Origin of the sequence: Sphingomonas palmae, assembly GCF_900109565.1 — a bacterium.
Classification (GTDB): Bacteria; Pseudomonadota; Alphaproteobacteria; order Sphingomonadales; family Sphingomonadaceae; genus Sphingomonas; species Sphingomonas palmae.
The window spans coordinates 439,302-455,443 of sequence record NZ_FNZZ01000001.1 but is presented as its reverse complement, the minus strand read 5'-3'; the positions used below and the strand labels follow the sequence as shown (position 1 = coordinate 455,443).

Below are 16,142 nucleotides of genomic sequence, written 5' to 3'. Positions count from 1 at the left end.
GGGCGGATATGCCCCGCCTGCCTCAGGCGCGGTTCGCTGCCGACAGGACCGCCCGCACGCTGGCAGTCGCGATGTCGGTGTCGATACCGACGCCCCACACAATCTGACCATCGGCAGTGCGGCACTCGAGATAGGCCGCCGCTTGGGCGCCCGCGCCGTGTCCTATCGCGTGCTCGGCATAGTCGACCACGTCGAGATTGGGCCCGGTCGTCTCCGCCAGCGCGGCGATTACGCCGGAGATCAGGCCGTTGCCGCGACCGGAGATCGACTTCTCCTCGCCATCAACCGCGACGTGCCCGACGAAGAGCCGATCGCCCGAGGCTCCCGTCTCCTCGTAATCGCGCAAGATAAAGCGGTCGGCTGCGCCTGGCAGATAAGTCGCCTCGAACCGACGCCAAATGTCGGCGGCGTTCAACTCGCGGCTGGTCTCGTCGGCGAGCGCCTGGACGTGGCGGCTGAAGTCGGCCTGCAGGCGCTTGGGCAGGCGCAGGCCCTTGTCCTGCTCGATCACCCAGGCGACGCCGCCCTTGCCCGACTGCGAGTTGACGCGGATTACCGCCTCGTAGCTGCGCCCTAAATCGGCCGGGTCGATCGGCAGGTACGGCACCTCCCAAAAATCATCGTTGCGTGCCGCCTGCGCGGCAAAGCCCTTTTTGATCGCGTCCTGGTGCGAGCCCGAGAAGGCGGTGAACACCAGGTCGCCCGCATAGGGCGTGCGCGGGTGGACGGGCAGGTTGGTGCAGTAATCGACCGTTTTCACCACTGCATCGATGTCGGACAGGTCCAGCCGCGGGTCGACGCCCTGCGTGTACATGTTGAGCGCGACGGTCACGAGGTCGCAATTGCCCGTCCGCTCGCCATTACCGAGCAGACAGCCCTCGACCCGATCGGCACCCGCCATCATTCCCAGTTCCGCCGCCGCGACGCCGGTGCCTCGGTCGTTATGCGTGTGGAGCGAGATGACAACTGCGTCGCGGTTCGGGATGTTACGGGCAAACCATTCGATCTGGTCGGCATAGACGTTGGGGGTTGCGCACTCGACGGTCGCGGGCAGGTTGAAGATGATCGGGCGCTCGGGCGTGGGTTGCAGCACGTCCATTACCGCAGCGCAGACCTCGACCGAGAAGTCGAGTTCGGCGGTCGAGAACGTCTCGGGACTGTACTCGAACTGCCAGTCGGTGTTCGGGCGTTTCGCCGCTTCGTCGCGCAGGATCCTCGCGCCGTCGACCGCGATCTGCCGCACCTCGTCGCGCGACATGCCGAAGACGATCCGCCGCCACGCCGGGCTGACCGCATTGTAGAGGTGAATGATTGCCGTCTTGGCTCCCTCCAGGCTGCGGAAACTGGTCTCGATCAGGTCGCGGCGAGACTGCGTCAACACCTGCAACGTGACGTCATCGGGTACGCGGCCGGACCGCACCAGGCCGGAGATGAAGTCGAACTCGGTCGCGCCAGCGCTGGGGAAGCCGACCTCGATCTCCTTCAGACCGACCTTGACCAGCAAGTCGAAGAAGCGGGTCTTCTTTTCCGCGTTCATCGGATCGATCAGCGCCTGGTTGCCGTCGCGCAGGTCGGTCGACAGCCAGCGCGGCGCATGGCTGATTGTCTTGGACGGCCATTGCCGGTCTGGCAGGTCGATGGTCGGAAACGGTCGGTACTTGGTCGATGGATCGCGCAGCATGGCTCGGCTCTCTTGCAGGGGAGTGTCGGCTGGCCCTTAGGCGCGGGGTGCGCGAGCAAACGCGCACGGTACGGTCGCGCCTAAGGGCGCGTAAGTCGAAGAAGGAGCGCCGTAACGATCATCTCATCTTATCTTGCCCGCCGCGCGGCACGGTGTCCAGCCCGTAGATTGCGGCGGCGCGCTTCGGGGAAGGTCGGCGACGCTGTCGCAAAACTGCTTAACATGGATGCAAACGTTGAGGTTTGCGCAACACCTGCGGGCTAGGCAAGAGGACTAAGGAGCCGTCGCCATGTTGCAACTCGTTTACATTTCGTCAGTCGCGCAGCGCGCCGACCTACCCAGCATCCTGGCCAAATCGCGGATCAACAACCGCCGGGATAACATCACGGGGCTGCTCTACTCGGACGGTGTGCGCTTTCTGCAGGCGCTGGAGGGGCCGGCGCTCGCGGTGGAGACCGCGTATGAGCGGATCAGGCAAGACCCTCGGCACAACGCGCTTGTCATCCTGTCGCGGCGCGAGGTCGAGGCGCGCGAGTTCGGCGACTGGGCAATGGCGGAGCGACGCGTCGGCGAGGAGGCAGATCAGTTCTGCCTGCGCGTCGATCGCCTGCTGGCGAACACCGGCCCCAACGTACGCGCGACCTTCGACAGCTTCATCAAGCTGCGCCACGCGGCATGAAGGAAGCGGGCGGCGCAGGGCCGCCCGCACGCTCGATCAGGCGGTGAAGGCGGCGTGGATCGTCAGGTTGACCGTGTCCGACACGACGGGCGCGTAGGCACCGACGCCGAAGTCGCTGCGCTTGATCTGCCCCTTGGCGGTGAAGCCGAGGTTGAGCTTCTTGCTCATCGGATTGTCGCCCGCGCCGACGAAGGTCACATCGAGCGTCACCGGCTTCGTCTGATCCTTGATCGTCAGATTGCCCATCATCGTCGCGCTGTTCGCGCCCTTGGGCACGATGCGGGTCGAGACGAAGCGCGCGGTCGGATATTGCGCCGCGTTGAAGAAGTCAGCAGACTTCAGGTGCTTGGCAAACGGTGCCGCAGTTACTGACAGGTCGTCGATGTTGAAGGCGACGTCGACCTTGGTCGCAGCGGGCTTCTTCGGATCGATCGTGATTGAGCCGCCGCTCGCGCCAAACTGTCCCTCGAGCATGGAGAAGCCCATATGGTTGACCTGCCAGCTGACCTGCGTGTGTGCGGGATCGACCTGATAGGTGCCGGCGGCGACGCGCGACACGATCGGCTGCCCGGGCTGCTGCGGCGTGGTGGCAATTTGCGCGAGCGCGGGAACGGATACGAGGGCCAGCGTGGCGGCGGCGAAATGGCGGATGCGCATGGTAAAGAAACTCCCTGTTGCTGCGTCGATCCAACCACAAGCCGGCGTCTTGGGGAATATGGCGCGTCCGAAACGATCTGTTTCAGCGACGATCAGTCATCGTCCAGCTCCTTGGAACCGGCGGGCAGGATATCGTACCTGATCCGCACCCAGACGCCGAGCATCGGCTGACCGCCCTTTCGCGGCGGGCGTATCAGAAACTGCCACGCCGCCTGCCGCACTGCGCCCGCGATGCGCGAGCCGGGCGTCTCGCCGAGTTCGCGGCAATCTTCGACGTGAAAGCGCGCGATCGTGCGGCACGCGATCACGCCCCAGCCGAGCTTTCCCGCGGGCAGGTAGGTCGCCATCTCGGCGCGCGTCGGCTTGCGATACCATTCGGCCGCGTACATCGGCTCACCACCCGGACCCGTGCCGATGCTGGGATCGCCGCCCTCTTCACCCGCGGAGGCAACCTGCGTACCGCTGCCCGAACCAGCGGTACCCTTGATCTTGCCGATGTTCGACGCGGCATAGTCCGACTGGCTGAGGACGAGCACGCCCGGCAGATGGAGCGTGACCGGAGGCGGCGGTACGATCGGCGCGTCACGGGGCGGCGTGACGGTGCGCGACGGTGGAGAGGCGGCCGTCGGAGCCACTGCGCGCGTACGTTTGACCGTCTGTTTGCTCGCCCGCGACGAGCCGAGCGGCGTGACGTTGAAGGTCGCAAGCCGGCGCCCGTCGCCTGGCTCGCTGCGCCGGTACCCACCCATTCCGAGCAACGTGAGTATGATGGCGGCGGCGATGCCGAGCGCGAGCGCCCATGACGCCGCGCGCCCGCTGCGCGAGGCGCGAGCGTCGTACGAAAATGAACGGTACGACGCCGCACTCATGACAGGCCGCCCCTACGCCCGCACGTCCGCCGCGGCAACGGGGCCGCGGCGGCTTTTTACCTCAACTTGCCAGCCAGTTCAGTTCTTTGCCTTGTCGACCAGCTTGTTGGCACCGATCCACGGCATCATCGCGCGTAACTCAGCGCCGACCTTCTCGATCGGATGCGCGGCGGCAGACTTGCGCGCGGCCTTGAGTTCGGGCTGGCCGGCACGGTTGTCGAGGACGAAATTCTTGACGAAGCGACCCGCCTGGATGTCGGCGAGCACGCGCTTCATCTCGCGCTTGGTCTCGTCGGTGATGATGCGCGGACCGGTCGTGATGTCGCCGTATTCGGCGGTGTTCGAGATCGAGTAGCGCATGTTGGCGATCCCGCCCTCGTACAGCAGGTCGACGATCAACTTCGTTTCGTGCAGGCATTCGAAATAGGCCATTTCGGGGGCGTAGCCCGCCTCGACCAGCGTCTCGAACCCGGCCTGGATCAGGTGAGTGATGCCGCCGCACAGCACTGCCTGCTCACCGAACAGGTCGGTCTCGCATTCTTCCTTGAAGTTGGTCTCGATGATGCCCGAGCGACCGCCGCCGACTGCGCTGGCATAGGCCAGGGCGAGATCGTGCGCGTTGCCGCTCGCGTCCTGCTCGACCGCGATCAGGCAGGGCACGCCGCCGCCGCGAACGTATTCGGAGCGGACGGTGTGGCCTGGCCCCTTTGGCGCGATCATGATGACGTCGATATCGGCAGGCGCCTCGATGAGGCCGAAATGCACGTTCAGCCCGTGAGCGAACGCGATTGCCGACCCTGCGCGCATGTTGCCCTTCAGGTCGTTTTCCCAAATGCCGGCCTGATGCTCGTCAGGAGCGAGGATCATGACGAGGTCGGCCCAGGTCGCGGCGTCCTTGTTGCTCATCACGGTGAAGCCGGCACCTTCCGCCTTCTTCGCCGTGGCCGAGCCTTCGCGCAGCGCGATCGCCACGTCCTTGACGCCCGAATCGCGCAGGTTCTGCGCGTGCGCGTGGCCCTGGCTGCCGTAGCCGACGATGGCGATCTTCTTGCCCGTGACGAGGTTCAGGTCGGCGTCCTGATCGTAATAGACACGCATGATTTGCTCCCTTTGATCGTGATGGCGACACTCGAACCGAGCACCGCGAGAAAATGGTCAGGCGGCGTCCTTGCCGCGCGAGATCGCGACCACGCCGGTACGTGCGACCTCGATCAGGCCGACCTCGCCCATCAATTCGACGAACTTGTCGATCTTCTCGACTCCGCCGGTCACCTCGAACACGAATGACGAGGTGGTCGCGTCGACGACACGCGCGCGGTAAACGTCGGCGAGGCGTAGAGCCTCGATCCGGTGGTCGCCGGTGCCGCGGACCTTGACGAGTGCCAATTCACGCTCGACGTGCGCGCCCTCGGCCGTCAGATCGTGAACACGGTGGACGGGGATCAGCCGATCGAGCTGCGCGACGATCTGTTCCAGCGTCGCGGGGCTGGCGCTGGTCACAATCGTGATGCGGCTGACCGCCTTGTCCGCGGTCACTTCGCTGACGGTCAGGCTCTCGATATTGTAGCCGCGCGCGGTGAACAGCCCGGCGATGCGCGCCAGGATGCCGGGTTCGTTGTCGACAATGACCGCCAGCGTGTGCCGCTCGGCCGCTTCTTCACGAATGTGCATGTTGGTCCTTCTGCGCTCCCGTGACGGGAGGAAGCAATGGTGGGCGGAGGCGAGATCAGACGAGCGCGCGTGCCTCGTCGTCCATCGTCCCCGATACCTCGTTCGCTTGCAGGATCATGTCGGTGTGCGCCGCACCCGACGGGATCATCGGGAAGCAATTGGCGAGCTTCGCCACGCGGCAGTCGACCATGACCGGTCCGTCATGCGCGAGCATATCGGCGATGCCGCGGTCAAGCTGGTCGGGTGCCTCGATGCGGATGCCCTTCCACCCGTACGCCTCCGCCAGCCGGACGAAATCGGGCAGCGAGTCGGAATAGCTCTCGGCGTAGCGGCTCTCGTAGGTAAGCTCCTGCCACTGGCGCACCATTCCCATATATTCGTTGTTGAGGATGAAGACCTTGACCGGTAGGCGGTACTGCGTCGCGGTGGCGAGCTCCTGGATGTTCATCTGGATCGACGCCTCGCCCGCGATGTCGATGACGAGTGCGTTCGGGTTGCCCAATTGCGCGCCGATCGCGGCGGGCAGACCGTAGCCCATCGTGCCGAGACCGCCGCTGGTCAGCCACTTGTTGGGCAGATCGAACCCGAAATATTGCGCCGCCCACATCTGGTGCTGGCCAACTTCGGTGGTGATGATCGGCTGGCGCCGGTGCGTCGCCTCCCACAAGGCACGCACCGCGCGCTGCGGCATGATCTCGCCGCGGAAGCCGTTCGGCTCGTCCTCGGGAAAGGCGAGGCTGTCCTTGGCGCGCCACTCGGCGATGCGATCCCACCATGCGGACAGGTCAGGCTTGGCGTACTGCCGCGATTTCCAGACGCGGATCATGTCCTCCATTGCGCGGCCGGCGTCGGCGACGATGGCAAGGTCGATCCGCACCGTCTTGTTGATGCTGGACCGGTCGATGTCGACGTGGATCTTGCGGCTGTTAGGCGCGAAAGCGTCGAGCCGCCCGGTGACGCGATCGTCGAAGCGCGCGCCGATGTTCACGATCAGGTCAGCCTGGTTCATCGCCCAGTTAGCCTCATAGGTGCCGTGCATCCCCAGCATGCCGAGGAACTGCGGCGACGAGGCGGGGAAAGCGCCCAGCCCCATCAACGTCGAGGTGACCGGCGCGCCGGTGATCCGTGCCAGCTCGACCAGCAACTGCGCCGCCGCCGGCCCCGAGTTGATGACGCCGCCGCCGGTGTAGAGCACCGGGCGCTCGGCCGCGGCGATCATGTCGACCGTCTGCTCGATCGCGGAGCGGTCGGCCTTCGATGCCGGGCGATAGGTCTTGTGCTGGATCGGGCCGGGCTTGCTGTAGCCGGCGGTGGCGACCTGCACGTCCTTGGGGATGTCGATCACGACGGGCCCGGGGCGACCCGATGTAGCGATGTGGAACGCCTCGTGGATCGTCGGACCGAGCTTCGCCGGATCCTTCACCAGATAATTGTGCTTGGTGCAGTGGCGCGTAATGCCGACCGTGTCCGCCTCCTGGAACGCATCGGAGCCGATCAGGTGCGAGGGCACCTGACCCGTGATGACGACCATCGGGATCGAATCGAGCATCGCGTCGGTGATGCCGGTGATCGCATTGGTGGCACCCGGACCCGAGGTGACGAGGACAACGCCGGGCTTGCCGGTCGAGCGCGCGTAGCCCTCCGCTGCGTGCGTCGCTGCCTGTTCGTGGCGGACGAGAATGTGCTTGATCTTCTGTGCGCGAAATAGGGCGTCGTAGATCGGCAGCACCGCGCCGCCGGGATAGCCGAACACGATTTCCACGCCGAGATCGACCAGCGCCTCGACCAGGATATCTGCTCCGCTTCGCTCAACCACGACCTTGCTCCCACGTTGGTGCGAGCCGAAGCCCGCTGAACGGCGGCGCGCTAAGCCATGTAAAGTTGCGCGTCAACCAAGCTAAACGAAATAAAATTGCAGATCGGGTTGGTTTTGACGCTTCCACCTGGGGGGTGGCTGATTGCGGAACCAGGTGTACTGCCGCTTGGCGTATTGCCGCGTGGCGAGTTGCGCGCGCACGATCGCCTCTTCGCGACTGATCGCGTCCGCCAACATCGCTGCAATCTCCGGCACGCCGATCGCACGGCGCACCGGCGCGTCAGGCGACACGTCTGCGCGGCGAAGCAATGCGGCAACTTCCTCGACGGCGCCGTCGCCAAACATTGCTTCGAGCCGGCGATCGCAGCGTGCGAACAGCGCTGCGCGGTCGGGGAGGAGCACCGCCGCCGAGAGCGCGACGCGGTCGCCGATCCCGCCGGTACGTTGCTGCTGCCAATACGACAGCGCCTTGCCGGTCGAGCGCACCACTTCCAGCGCGCGCGCAACACGCGTCGTGTCGGCGGGAGCAAGGCGGGCGGCGGCGGAAGGGTCCTCGCGTTCGAGCGCCTCGTGCGCCTCGGTGACGGGAAGCGCGCGTACCCCGGCACGCACCTCCGGGTCGATCTCTGGCACGGGCGCGATGCCGTCGAGCAACGTGCGCAGGTAGAGGCCCGTGCCGCCGACCAGCACCGGCACGCCACCACTCGCATGAACCGCGTCGATCGCTGCGGTGGCATCGCCTGCCCAGCGCGCGGCGGAGCACGCCTCCGCCCCGTTGACGTAGCCGAAGAGGCGGTGCGGCACGCGCGTCTCGTCCTCCGGGCTCGGACGGGCGCTCAGCACGCGCAGGTCGCGGTAGACCTGGCTCGCGTCGGCGTTGACCACCGTGCCGCCGATCTGCTCCGCCAGTTCGATCGCCAGCGCGCTCTTGCCGCTCGCAGTCGGCCCTGCAATGAGCGCGACCCTGGGCCGCGGGGTAGGGGACGACAGGATGTTCACGGCAACGCTGATAGCAGCGGGGCGGCTGTCGCCCAACACGCTGGCGGACGCGCGCGATCGTCTCGCCGCGGCAGGGTGTACGCCGACAACGGTCGCCTGGATCGACGAGGGTGACGCGGCTGACGTGACATTCGGATCAGCGCCAGAGGCAGCGCGCGCCGCGTTGGAAGGCGTGTTCGATAGCGTCGACGTCGTCGTTCAGCGGGTCGAGGGGCGGGGCAAACAGCTGCTCGTGGCCGATATGGATTCGACCATGATCACGGTCGAGTGCATCGACGAACTGGCCGACTACGCCGGGATCAAGCCGCAGATCGCCGAGATCACCGAGCGCGCAATGCGCGGCGAGCTAGATTTCGAGGCCGCACTAGACGCTCGCGTTGCGCTGCTCGGCGGGTTGGACGAGGCTGCGATAGACCGCTGCCGAGCCGAGCGTGTCGAGCTGATGCCGGGCGCGCGCGCGCTGGTCAGGACGATGCGCGCGCGGGGCGCGACCGCGGTGCTGGTATCGGGTGGCTTTACCCGCTTTGCCGAGCCGGTCGCGGCCGAGATCGGCTTCGATCGCGCGATCGCGAATGTGCTCGAAATTGCGCGCGGACAGCTGACCGGCACCGTCGCGCGACCAATCGTCGGTGCCGCGACCAAGAAGGCGACGTTGCTGGAGTACCGCGCGAAATTGGGCGTCAGCGAGCAGGCGACGCTGGCGGTGGGGGACGGCGCCAATGATCTCGCGATGATCGAGGTCGCCGGGCTGGGTGTCGCCTATCATGCCAAGCCGATCGTCGCCGCGGCGGCCGGTGCGCGGATCGACCACAATGATCTCTCCGCGCTGTTATGGGCGCAGGGGATCCCACGCGCCGAATGGGCCGACTAAGCGGAAAGATCAGCCAGCCAGCGCGGCCTTTACCAGCCCGCTCGCCTTGCTCATGTCGAGGTTGGCGGCGTGGCGCGCCTTCAACTCGGCCATGACGCGGCCCATGTCCTTCATGCCCGACGCGCCGAGGTCGTTCTTGATCGTCAGGATCGCGGCGCGGGTCTCGTCCTCGCTCATCTGCTGCGGCAGGAAGCGCTCGATCACCGCGACCTCGGCTTCCTCGTTCGCCGTCAGCTCCTCGCGACCGCCTTTGCGGTACATGTCGATCGACTCGCGGCGCTGCTTGACCATCTTTTGCAGCACCTCGACGACCAGCGCGTCGTCGGCCGCGGTGCCGGGTTCGGGTGCGCCGCTGGTGCGCGCCTCGATGTCGCGGTTCTTTACCGCCGCCTGGATGAGGCCGATCGCGGCGCGGGCTTCCTTGTCGCCCGCCTTCATGGCGGCGATCTGGGCTTGCTTGATGTCGTCTCTTATCATGGCGCCTGCGATAGCGCGCGGCGGCGGCGGAGGCGAGAGGGCTGCGCGATCGGTTGACGGACCGCGTCGCTGGCACTAGCGGGCGGGGCTTAGCGACATCGCAGACTTTTACCCAGGAGTGCCCGCCGATCATGGCCGACGCCAAGCCTTCGCACGCGCCCAAACCAGAAGGGGCGACCGGCGTCCTCGTGCTCGCCTCGGGCGAGGTCGTCTGGGGTCGCGGGTTCGGCGCGGAAGGGCAGGCGGTCGGCGAGGTGTGCTTTCACACCGCGATGACCGGGTATCAGGAGATCATGACCGACCCGTCGTTCGCCGGGCAGATCATCACCTTCACCTTCCCGCATATCGGCAACGTCGGCGCGAACCCTGACGATATCGAGGCCTATGCGCCGCACGCGCTCGGCATGATCGTGCGCGAGGACGTGACCGCGCCGTCGAACTTCCGCGCGGTCGAGAACCTCGACGGTTGGATGCGCCGCCACGCGCGCATCGGCCTATCGGGCATCGACACGCGCGCGCTGACCAGGCGTATCCGCGCTGGCGGCGCGCCCAACGGCGTCATCGCGCATTCGGTGGCGGGTGAGTTCGACCTCGACGCGCTGCTGGAGATGGCGCGCGCGTGGCCGGGGCTGGAGGGCATGGACCTGGCGAAATCGGTCTCGACCGAGACGCACTACGCCTGGGGCCAGACGCGCGAGGGCGGGCCGTGGCGGCTCGGCTTCGGCTATGGTGGCGGGGAGGGCGACGAGCGCCCGCACGTCGTCGCAATCGATTACGGCAGCAAGCACAACATCTTCCGCAATCTTGTTCACGCCGGCGCAAAGGTAAGCGTGCTGCCCGCGACCGCGACGTTCGACGAAGTGATGGCGCTACAGCCCAACGGCATCTTCCTGTCGAACGGCCCCGGCGACCCTGCCGCGACCGGCGAATATGCCGTGCCGGTGATCCGCCAGCTGCTCGAGACGAACAAGCCGCTGTTCGGTATCTGCCTCGGTCACCAATTGCTCGCGCTCGCGGTTGGCGCGCGCACGACCAAGATGTTCCAGGGCCACCGCGGTGCCAACCACCCGGTCAAGCGCGTTGGCGCGGACGGCGCGACCGAGCAGGTCGAGATCACCAGCATGAACCACGGCTTCGCGGTCGAACGCGACAGCCTGCCGGCGAATGCGCGAGAAACGCACGTGTCGCTGTTCGACGGCAGCAACGCGGGGCTGGAGCTGACCGATCGCCCGGCATTCTCGGTGCAGTACCACCCTGAGGCGAGCCCAGGGCCGCAGGATAGCTTCTATCTCTTCGAGCGGTTTGTGGGATCGTTGCGGTGAGCCTCACATTATTTGATGAGCTGACGCCGTATATCCGGGCGCTATTACTGCTGAACGTCTCGTCGTTGGAGATTTCCGGAGAAGCTAAAAAGCGGAGTGAGGTTGTTAGTGATGTTCACTACGCTCTTACGAAGGGAATGAACGGATACGACATCCCATCAAATTATAGCTTTTGGCCACTTACAGAACAATTGCTTGAAGAGCTCGCAAAGGCAAAGGTCATTCACTCTGAAACGATACGCTTTGCTGGCGAATATTACACCTATATAAACTCGCGATACCCGGCTTTTCGTAAAACAGCTTTGGAGACTAATGCAATCGCATCTGCGGCCGGGAGGATAGGAGGAAGACTTTTTCCTGATGTCTTTGCTGGATATACGCAAGAGGCGATAAATAATACGACTCATGCAGAACAGTTGGAGGAGCGCGAGCCTAGTATTCCGGTTTCTTTATCTGAAAATAAGCGAATTTCCCTGATTAACGAGATTGGTGCTGTTGAGGCACGCCTTGATGATCAAGATTTGTCGAATGCGGACAAGGCTCAGGCACGAGCGTTTCTAAACGCGGCTAAGGCTTTGACTGAGGCTCCTGAGCCACCTGCTGATCTGATATGGGAAATTCTAAACAGAGCGAATTCGATCGCGGGAATAGCGTCATTATTTGTGACGATCATAGCAATCTTCTTGGCGAACTAACATGCCTAAACGCACCGACATCTCTACCATCCTCGTCATTGGCGCGGGGCCGATCGTCATCGGTCAGGCGTGCGAGTTCGATTATTCGGGCACGCAGGCGATCAAGGCATTGCGCGAGGAGGGCTATCGCATCGTCCTGGTCAACTCGAACCCGGCGACGATCATGACCGACCCCGATCTGGTCGGCAGCGACGGCGCGACCTACGTCGAGCCGATCACGCCCGAGGTTGTTGCGCACATCATCGAAAAGGAGCGCCCCGACGCGGTGCTGCCGACGATGGGCGGGCAGACCGCGCTCAACACCGCGCTCGCGCTGTTCCGCGACGGCACGTTCGAGAAGTTCGGCGTTCAGATGATCGGTGCCGACGCCGACGCGATCGACAAGGCGGAGGACCGCCTAAAATTCCGCGACGCGATGGACAAGATCGGGCTGGAGAGCGCCCGCTCGGCGATTGCGCATACCGAAGGCGAGGCGCTCGCAGGGCTAGAGAAGGTAGGTCTGCCCGCGATCATCCGCCCGAGCTTTACGCTGGGCGGCACCGGCGGCGGCGTCGCCTACAACCGCGAGGAATTCCTCGACATCGTCCGCAAGGGGCTCGACGCCTCGCCGACGACCGAGGTGCTGATCGAGGAATCGCTGCTCGGCTGGAAAGAGTATGAGATGGAGGTGGTCCGCGACCGCGCGGACAATTGCATCATCATCTGCTCGATCGAGAACGTCGACCCGATGGGCGTCCACACCGGCGACTCGGTCACGGTCGCACCCGCGCTGACGCTGACCGACAAGGAATATCAGATCATGCGCAACGCCAGCATCGCGGTGCTGCGCGAGATCGGCGTTGAGACGGGGGGCTCGAACGTCCAGTTCGCGGTCAATCCGAAGGACGGTCGCCTGATCGTCATCGAGATGAACCCGCGCGTGTCGCGATCGTCTGCGCTCGCGTCCAAGGCGACGGGCTTCCCGATCGCGAAGGTCGCGGCAAAGCTAGCGGTCGGCTACACGCTCGACGAGATCGAGAACGACATAACCGGCGCGACACCTGCGTCGTTCGAGCCGACGATCGATTACGTCGTGACCAAGATCCCGCGCTTCGCGTTCGAGAAGTTCAAGGGGGCCGAACCCGTGCTGTCGACCGCGATGAAGTCGGTCGGCGAGGTGATGGCGATCGGCCGCAACATCCATGAATCGATGCAGAAGGCGTTGCGCGGACTGGAAACCGGATTGTCGGGGTTCAACCATGTCGATCACCTGATCGGTGCGCCGCGCGCGGAGATCGAGGCGGCGCTCGCCGTTGCCACGCCCGACCGGCTGCTCGTCGCGGCGCAGGCGCTGCGCGAAGGCTTCACCGTTGCCGAGGTTCACGCAATCGCGAAGTACGATCCGTGGTTCCTGGAGCGTATCGCCGAGATCGTCGCCGCCGAGGCCGAGGTGATGGAGAACGGCCTGCCGATCGATGCGGCGGGTATGCGGCGGCTGAAATCGATGGGGTTCAGCGACAAGCGGCTGGCGTGGCTGGCGCTGCAATCGGCGAACCTGCGCGGGATGAGCCGTGGGATCGCGCGCGGTTCGGGCCTGATCCACGAGGCGGTCAAGGCGATGACCGGCGGCGTCACCGAGGACGAGGTGCGCGCGCACCGCGTCAAGCTGGGCGTGCGTCCGGTGTTCAAGCGGATCGACACCTGCGCGGCGGAGTTCGATGCCAAGACGCCGTACATGTACTCGACCTACGAGGCGCCGTCGTTCGGCGAGCCCGAGAACGAGGCGATGCCGTCCGACCGCCGCAAGATCGTCATTCTGGGCGGCGGACCCAACCGGATCGGGCAGGGGATCGAGTTTGATTACTGCTGCTGCCACGCGTGCTTCGCACTCGCCGACGCCGGGTTCGAGACGATCATGGTCAACTGCAACCCGGAAACGGTCAGCACCGACTATGACACCTCCGACCGGCTCTATTTCGAGCCGCTGACCGCCGAGGACGTGCTGGAGATCCTCCACGTCGAGCAGTCGCGTGGGCAACTTCTCGGCGTGATCGTGCAGTTCGGCGGGCAGACGCCGCTCAACCTCGCGCGCGCGCTTGAGGCGGCTGGCATCCCAATTTTGGGCACCGCACCCGACGCGATCGATCTGGCGGAGGACCGCGAGCGCTTTGCGGCACTCGTCAACAAGCTCAAGCTGTCGCAACCCTCGAACGGTATCGCGCGCAGCCGTGACGAGGCGATCGCGGTCGCGCACCGCATCGGTTACCCGGTGCTGATGCGGCCGAGCTACGTGCTGGGCGGACGCGCGATGGAGATCGTCGACAGCGATCAGCAGCTCGACGATTACATCCAGACCGCGGTGCAGGTGTCGGGTGACTCGCCCGTCCTGATCGACCAGTATTTGCGCGACGCGGTCGAGGTCGATGTCGACGCGATCTGCGACGGTGATGACGTGGTCGTCGCGGGCGTGCTGCAGCACATTGAGGAAGCGGGCGTCCACTCGGGCGACAGCGCCTGCTCGATCCCGCCGTACAGCCTGGGCGACGAGATCATCGCCGAGATAGAGCGGCAGACCGAGGCGCTGGCGCGCGGTCTGGGCGTCGTTGGCCTCATGAACATCCAGTTCGCGGTCAAGGACGGCCAGGTTTACCTCATCGAGGTCAACCCGCGCGCCAGCCGCACGGTGCCGTTCGTCGCCAAGGCGATCGGCGCGCCGATCGCGAAGATCGCGGCACGCGTGATGGCGGGCGAGAAGCTGCGCGACCTGCCGCCGATCGATCGCCGCATCGACTATGTCGCGGTCAAGGAAGCCGTGTTCCCGTTCAACCGCTTTCCGGGCATCGACCCCGTCCTAAGCCCGGAGATGAAGTCCACCGGCGAAGTGATGGGAATTGATCGCGATTTCACGACCGCGTTCGCGAAGGCGCAACTGGGGGCTGGCACCGTGCTGCCGGATAGCGGCGCGGTGTTCGTCAGCGTCAAGGACAGCGACAAGCCCTTGATCGTGCCCGCGGCGAAGCAGTTGGTGGAGGCGGGCTTCACGATCGTCGCGACCGGCGGAACCGCCGATTACCTGTCGCGAGCCGGATTGCTGGTCGAACTGGTCAACAAGGTTGCGCAGGGACGGCCGCATATCGTCGACCGCATCAAGGACGGGGGCATCGCGCTGATCTTCAACACGACCGAGGGATGGCAGAGCCTCAAGGACTCGCAGCCGATCCGCGCAAGCGCGGTTGCGGGACGCATTCCCTATTTCACGACCGCGTCTGCTAGTGTCGAGGCCGCGAAGGCGATAGCGGCGAGTGCCGTCGCCGGGCAACAAGCCGCCGCACGTCGCGCGCTTGAAGTGCGCCCGCTGCAATCCTATTATTCGCAATCGCACAACTGAACCTCGGACATACAGTTGATCGTGCGTGCGGCCTTGCAGGGAGGGCCGCTCGGGGGCGTTTGAAGGAAGTGATGCATGGCGACCGTTGAAAAGATGCCGATGCTGCAGGAAGGCTATGAGAAGCTGAATGCGGATTTGAAGCGTCTGAAAACCGAGCGCCCGCAGATCGTCGACGCGATCGAGGAAGCGCGCGCGCACGGCGACCTGTCGGAGAACGCCGAGTACCACGCTGCGAAGGAGCGTCAGGGACAGATCGAGGCATCGATCGCCGACATCGAGGACAAGCTCAGCCGCGCGCAGATCATCGATCCGCGCGACCTGTCGGGCGACAAGATCGTGTTCGGCGCGACGGTGACGCTGCTCGACGAGGATGACAAGCCGATCCGTTATCAGATTGTTGGCCAGACCGAGGCGGATGCGAAGGGTGGTCGAATCAGCTACAATTCGCCGCTCGGTCGCGCGTTGATCGGCCGCAGCGTGGACGACGAAGTCGAGGTGACAGTGCCGTCGGGCGACCGCTATTATCTGGTGTCGAAGATCGAATTTATCTGAACCCGGTTGCTGGCGCGAACAGCGCGCAGCAGTGGGATAGGTGAGCGTCTCTGCGCGGAGTTGCGGCAGGTGGCGCCTGTATTCTCCGTGCCGACCTGCTGGTCGGCACGACGGCGGATAAAGTCAGCGAGCGCAAGACAAACGCGCGAGTTCAGCTATTCTCTCTGACGCTATGGTAAGCAACGTTGCCGACACCGCGACAACGTCGCCTCAATATCACGCCTCAGACGTAAGCGACGGCTCGAGCAAGCGGTGCAGATGCACCACGACATACTTCATCTCGGCGTCGTCGACGGTACGCTGCGCAGCTCCGCGCCATGCCTTCTCTGCACTGGCATAGTCGGGAAAGACGCCAACGACGTCGATCGATTTGAGATCATTGAATTCCAGCGTGCGCGGGTCGCTCACGCGCCCGCCGAAAACGAGATGAAGCTTGCTCATGCGGGCTCCTCTAGCGTCGTCGGCGGGATAGGTGAAGGGTCAGGC

15 protein-coding genes are annotated in these 16,142 nt (G+C 65.0%); 6 read left to right on the top strand and 9 right to left on the bottom strand.

All coding sequences use genetic code 11. From position 1 onward, the window contains the following. Positions 1-22: 22 nt before the first annotated feature. The gene (gene leuA, locus BMW51_RS02205) at positions 23-1,681 is read right to left on the bottom strand and encodes a 2-isopropylmalate synthase (RefSeq protein WP_093002886.1); all 1,659 of its coding nucleotides are present in this window, start codon (positions 1,679-1,681) and stop codon (positions 23-25) included. A gap of 289 nt (positions 1,682-1,970) precedes the next feature. On the opposite strand from leuA, the gene BMW51_RS02200 reads away from it, so the two are divergent. Then, positions 1,971-2,360 (top strand): BLUF domain-containing protein, encoded by a 390-nt coding sequence (locus BMW51_RS02200; RefSeq protein ID WP_093002884.1) that lies wholly within the window; start codon positions 1,971-1,973, stop codon positions 2,358-2,360. Positions 2,361-2,396: 36 nt separating this feature from the next. Here BMW51_RS02200 and BMW51_RS02195 read toward each other — a convergent pair whose 3' ends face one another. From BMW51_RS02195 to miaA, 6 genes are all read right to left on the bottom strand, one after another. After that, entirely contained in the window at positions 2,397-3,017 is a 621-nt protein-coding gene (locus BMW51_RS02195) for a YceI family protein (RefSeq protein ID WP_177171482.1), read from the bottom strand. Positions 3,018-3,109: 92 nt separating this feature from the next. Next, entirely contained in the window at positions 3,110-3,886 is a 777-nt protein-coding gene (locus BMW51_RS02190; protein ID WP_177171481.1) for a hypothetical protein, read from the bottom strand. A gap of 78 nt (positions 3,887-3,964) precedes the next feature. After that, positions 3,965-4,984, bottom strand: a complete 1,020-nt coding sequence (gene ilvC, locus BMW51_RS02185; RefSeq protein ID WP_093002882.1) for a ketol-acid reductoisomerase — start codon at positions 4,982-4,984, stop codon at positions 3,965-3,967. Between the two features lie 57 nt (positions 4,985-5,041). Further along, a complete protein-coding gene (ilvN, locus tag BMW51_RS02180; protein ID WP_093002880.1) occupies positions 5,042-5,557 on the bottom strand; it encodes an acetolactate synthase small subunit in 516 nt (171 codons plus the stop codon). Positions 5,558-5,612: 55 nt separating this feature from the next. After that, the gene (gene ilvB, locus BMW51_RS02175; protein ID WP_093002878.1) at positions 5,613-7,373 is read right to left on the bottom strand and encodes a biosynthetic-type acetolactate synthase large subunit; all 1,761 of its coding nucleotides are present in this window, start codon (positions 7,371-7,373) and stop codon (positions 5,613-5,615) included. Between the two features lie 81 nt (positions 7,374-7,454). Next, entirely contained in the window at positions 7,455-8,363 is a 909-nt protein-coding gene (miaA, locus tag BMW51_RS02170; RefSeq protein WP_093003808.1) for a tRNA (adenosine(37)-N6)-dimethylallyltransferase MiaA, read from the bottom strand. Position 8,364: 1 nt separating this feature from the next. On the opposite strand from miaA, the gene serB reads away from it, so the two are divergent. Further along, positions 8,365-9,243 carry a phosphoserine phosphatase SerB gene (serB, locus tag BMW51_RS02165; RefSeq protein ID WP_093002876.1) on the top strand — a complete coding sequence of 293 codons (879 nt, stop codon included), beginning with the start codon at positions 8,365-8,367 and terminating at the stop codon, positions 9,241-9,243. 9 nt (positions 9,244-9,252) lie between these two features. Here serB and BMW51_RS02160 read toward each other — a convergent pair whose 3' ends face one another. Beyond that, on the bottom strand, positions 9,253-9,720 hold the full coding sequence (locus tag BMW51_RS02160) for a GatB/YqeY domain-containing protein (RefSeq protein ID WP_093002874.1): 468 nt from the start codon (positions 9,718-9,720) through the stop codon (positions 9,253-9,255). A 131-nt stretch (positions 9,721-9,851) separates the two neighbouring features. Between BMW51_RS02160 and carA the strand changes: the two genes are divergently transcribed. From carA to greA, 4 genes are all read left to right on the top strand, one after another. After that, positions 9,852-11,042: a glutamine-hydrolyzing carbamoyl-phosphate synthase small subunit gene (gene carA / locus BMW51_RS02155; RefSeq protein WP_093002872.1), complete on the top strand. Its 1,191-nt coding sequence runs from the start codon at positions 9,852-9,854 to the stop codon at positions 11,040-11,042. Then, positions 11,039-11,737, top strand: a complete 699-nt coding sequence (locus tag BMW51_RS15810) for a hypothetical protein (protein ID WP_143051778.1) — start codon at positions 11,039-11,041, stop codon at positions 11,735-11,737. The genes carA and BMW51_RS15810 overlap by 4 nt, the downstream gene beginning before the upstream one ends. 1 nt (position 11,738) lies before the next feature. Further along, positions 11,739-15,104 carry a carbamoyl-phosphate synthase large subunit gene (gene carB / locus BMW51_RS02150; protein WP_093002870.1) on the top strand — a complete coding sequence of 1,122 codons (3,366 nt, stop codon included), beginning with the start codon at positions 11,739-11,741 and terminating at the stop codon, positions 15,102-15,104. Positions 15,105-15,179: 75 nt separating this feature from the next. Next, on the top strand, positions 15,180-15,656 hold the full coding sequence (gene greA / locus BMW51_RS02145; RefSeq protein ID WP_019516980.1) for a transcription elongation factor GreA: 477 nt from the start codon (positions 15,180-15,182) through the stop codon (positions 15,654-15,656). Between the two features lie 216 nt (positions 15,657-15,872). On the opposite strand, the gene BMW51_RS02140 is transcribed toward greA, so the two are convergent. Further along, positions 15,873-16,097 (bottom strand): DUF4170 domain-containing protein, encoded by a 225-nt coding sequence (locus BMW51_RS02140; RefSeq protein ID WP_093002868.1) that lies wholly within the window; start codon positions 16,095-16,097, stop codon positions 15,873-15,875. Positions 16,098-16,142: the final 45 nt, after the last annotated feature.

What these genes read in the sequence shown, in the direction of transcription:
- leuA (WP_093002886.1), bottom strand. Translation starts at nt 1,681, where the DNA reads ATGCTGCGCGATCCATCGACCAAGTACCGACCGTTTCCGACCATCGAC.
- BMW51_RS02200 (WP_093002884.1), top strand. Translation starts at nt 1,971, where the DNA reads ATGTTGCAACTCGTTTACATTTCGTCAGTCGCGCAGCGCGCCGACCTA.
- BMW51_RS02195 (WP_177171482.1), bottom strand. Translation starts at nt 3,017, where the DNA reads ATGCGCATCCGCCATTTCGCCGCCGCCACGCTGGCCCTCGTATCCGTT.
- BMW51_RS02190 (WP_177171481.1), bottom strand. Translation starts at nt 3,886, where the DNA reads ATGAGTGCGGCGTCGTACCGTTCATTTTCGTACGACGCTCGCGCCTCG.
- ilvC (WP_093002882.1), bottom strand. Translation starts at nt 4,984, where the DNA reads ATGCGTGTCTATTACGATCAGGACGCCGACCTGAACCTCGTCACGGGC.
- ilvN (WP_093002880.1), bottom strand. Translation starts at nt 5,557, where the DNA reads ATGCACATTCGTGAAGAAGCGGCCGAGCGGCACACGCTGGCGGTCATT.
- serB (WP_093002876.1), top strand. Translation starts at nt 8,365, where the DNA reads ATGTTCACGGCAACGCTGATAGCAGCGGGGCGGCTGTCGCCCAACACG.
- BMW51_RS02160 (WP_093002874.1), bottom strand. Translation starts at nt 9,720, where the DNA reads ATGATAAGAGACGACATCAAGCAAGCCCAGATCGCCGCCATGAAGGCG.
- carA (WP_093002872.1), top strand. Translation starts at nt 9,852, where the DNA reads ATGGCCGACGCCAAGCCTTCGCACGCGCCCAAACCAGAAGGGGCGACC.
- carB (WP_093002870.1), top strand. Translation starts at nt 11,739, where the DNA reads ATGCCTAAACGCACCGACATCTCTACCATCCTCGTCATTGGCGCGGGG.
- greA (WP_019516980.1), top strand. Translation starts at nt 15,180, where the DNA reads ATGGCGACCGTTGAAAAGATGCCGATGCTGCAGGAAGGCTATGAGAAG.
- BMW51_RS02140 (WP_093002868.1), bottom strand. Translation starts at nt 16,097, where the DNA reads ATGAGCAAGCTTCATCTCGTTTTCGGCGGGCGCGTGAGCGACCCGCGC.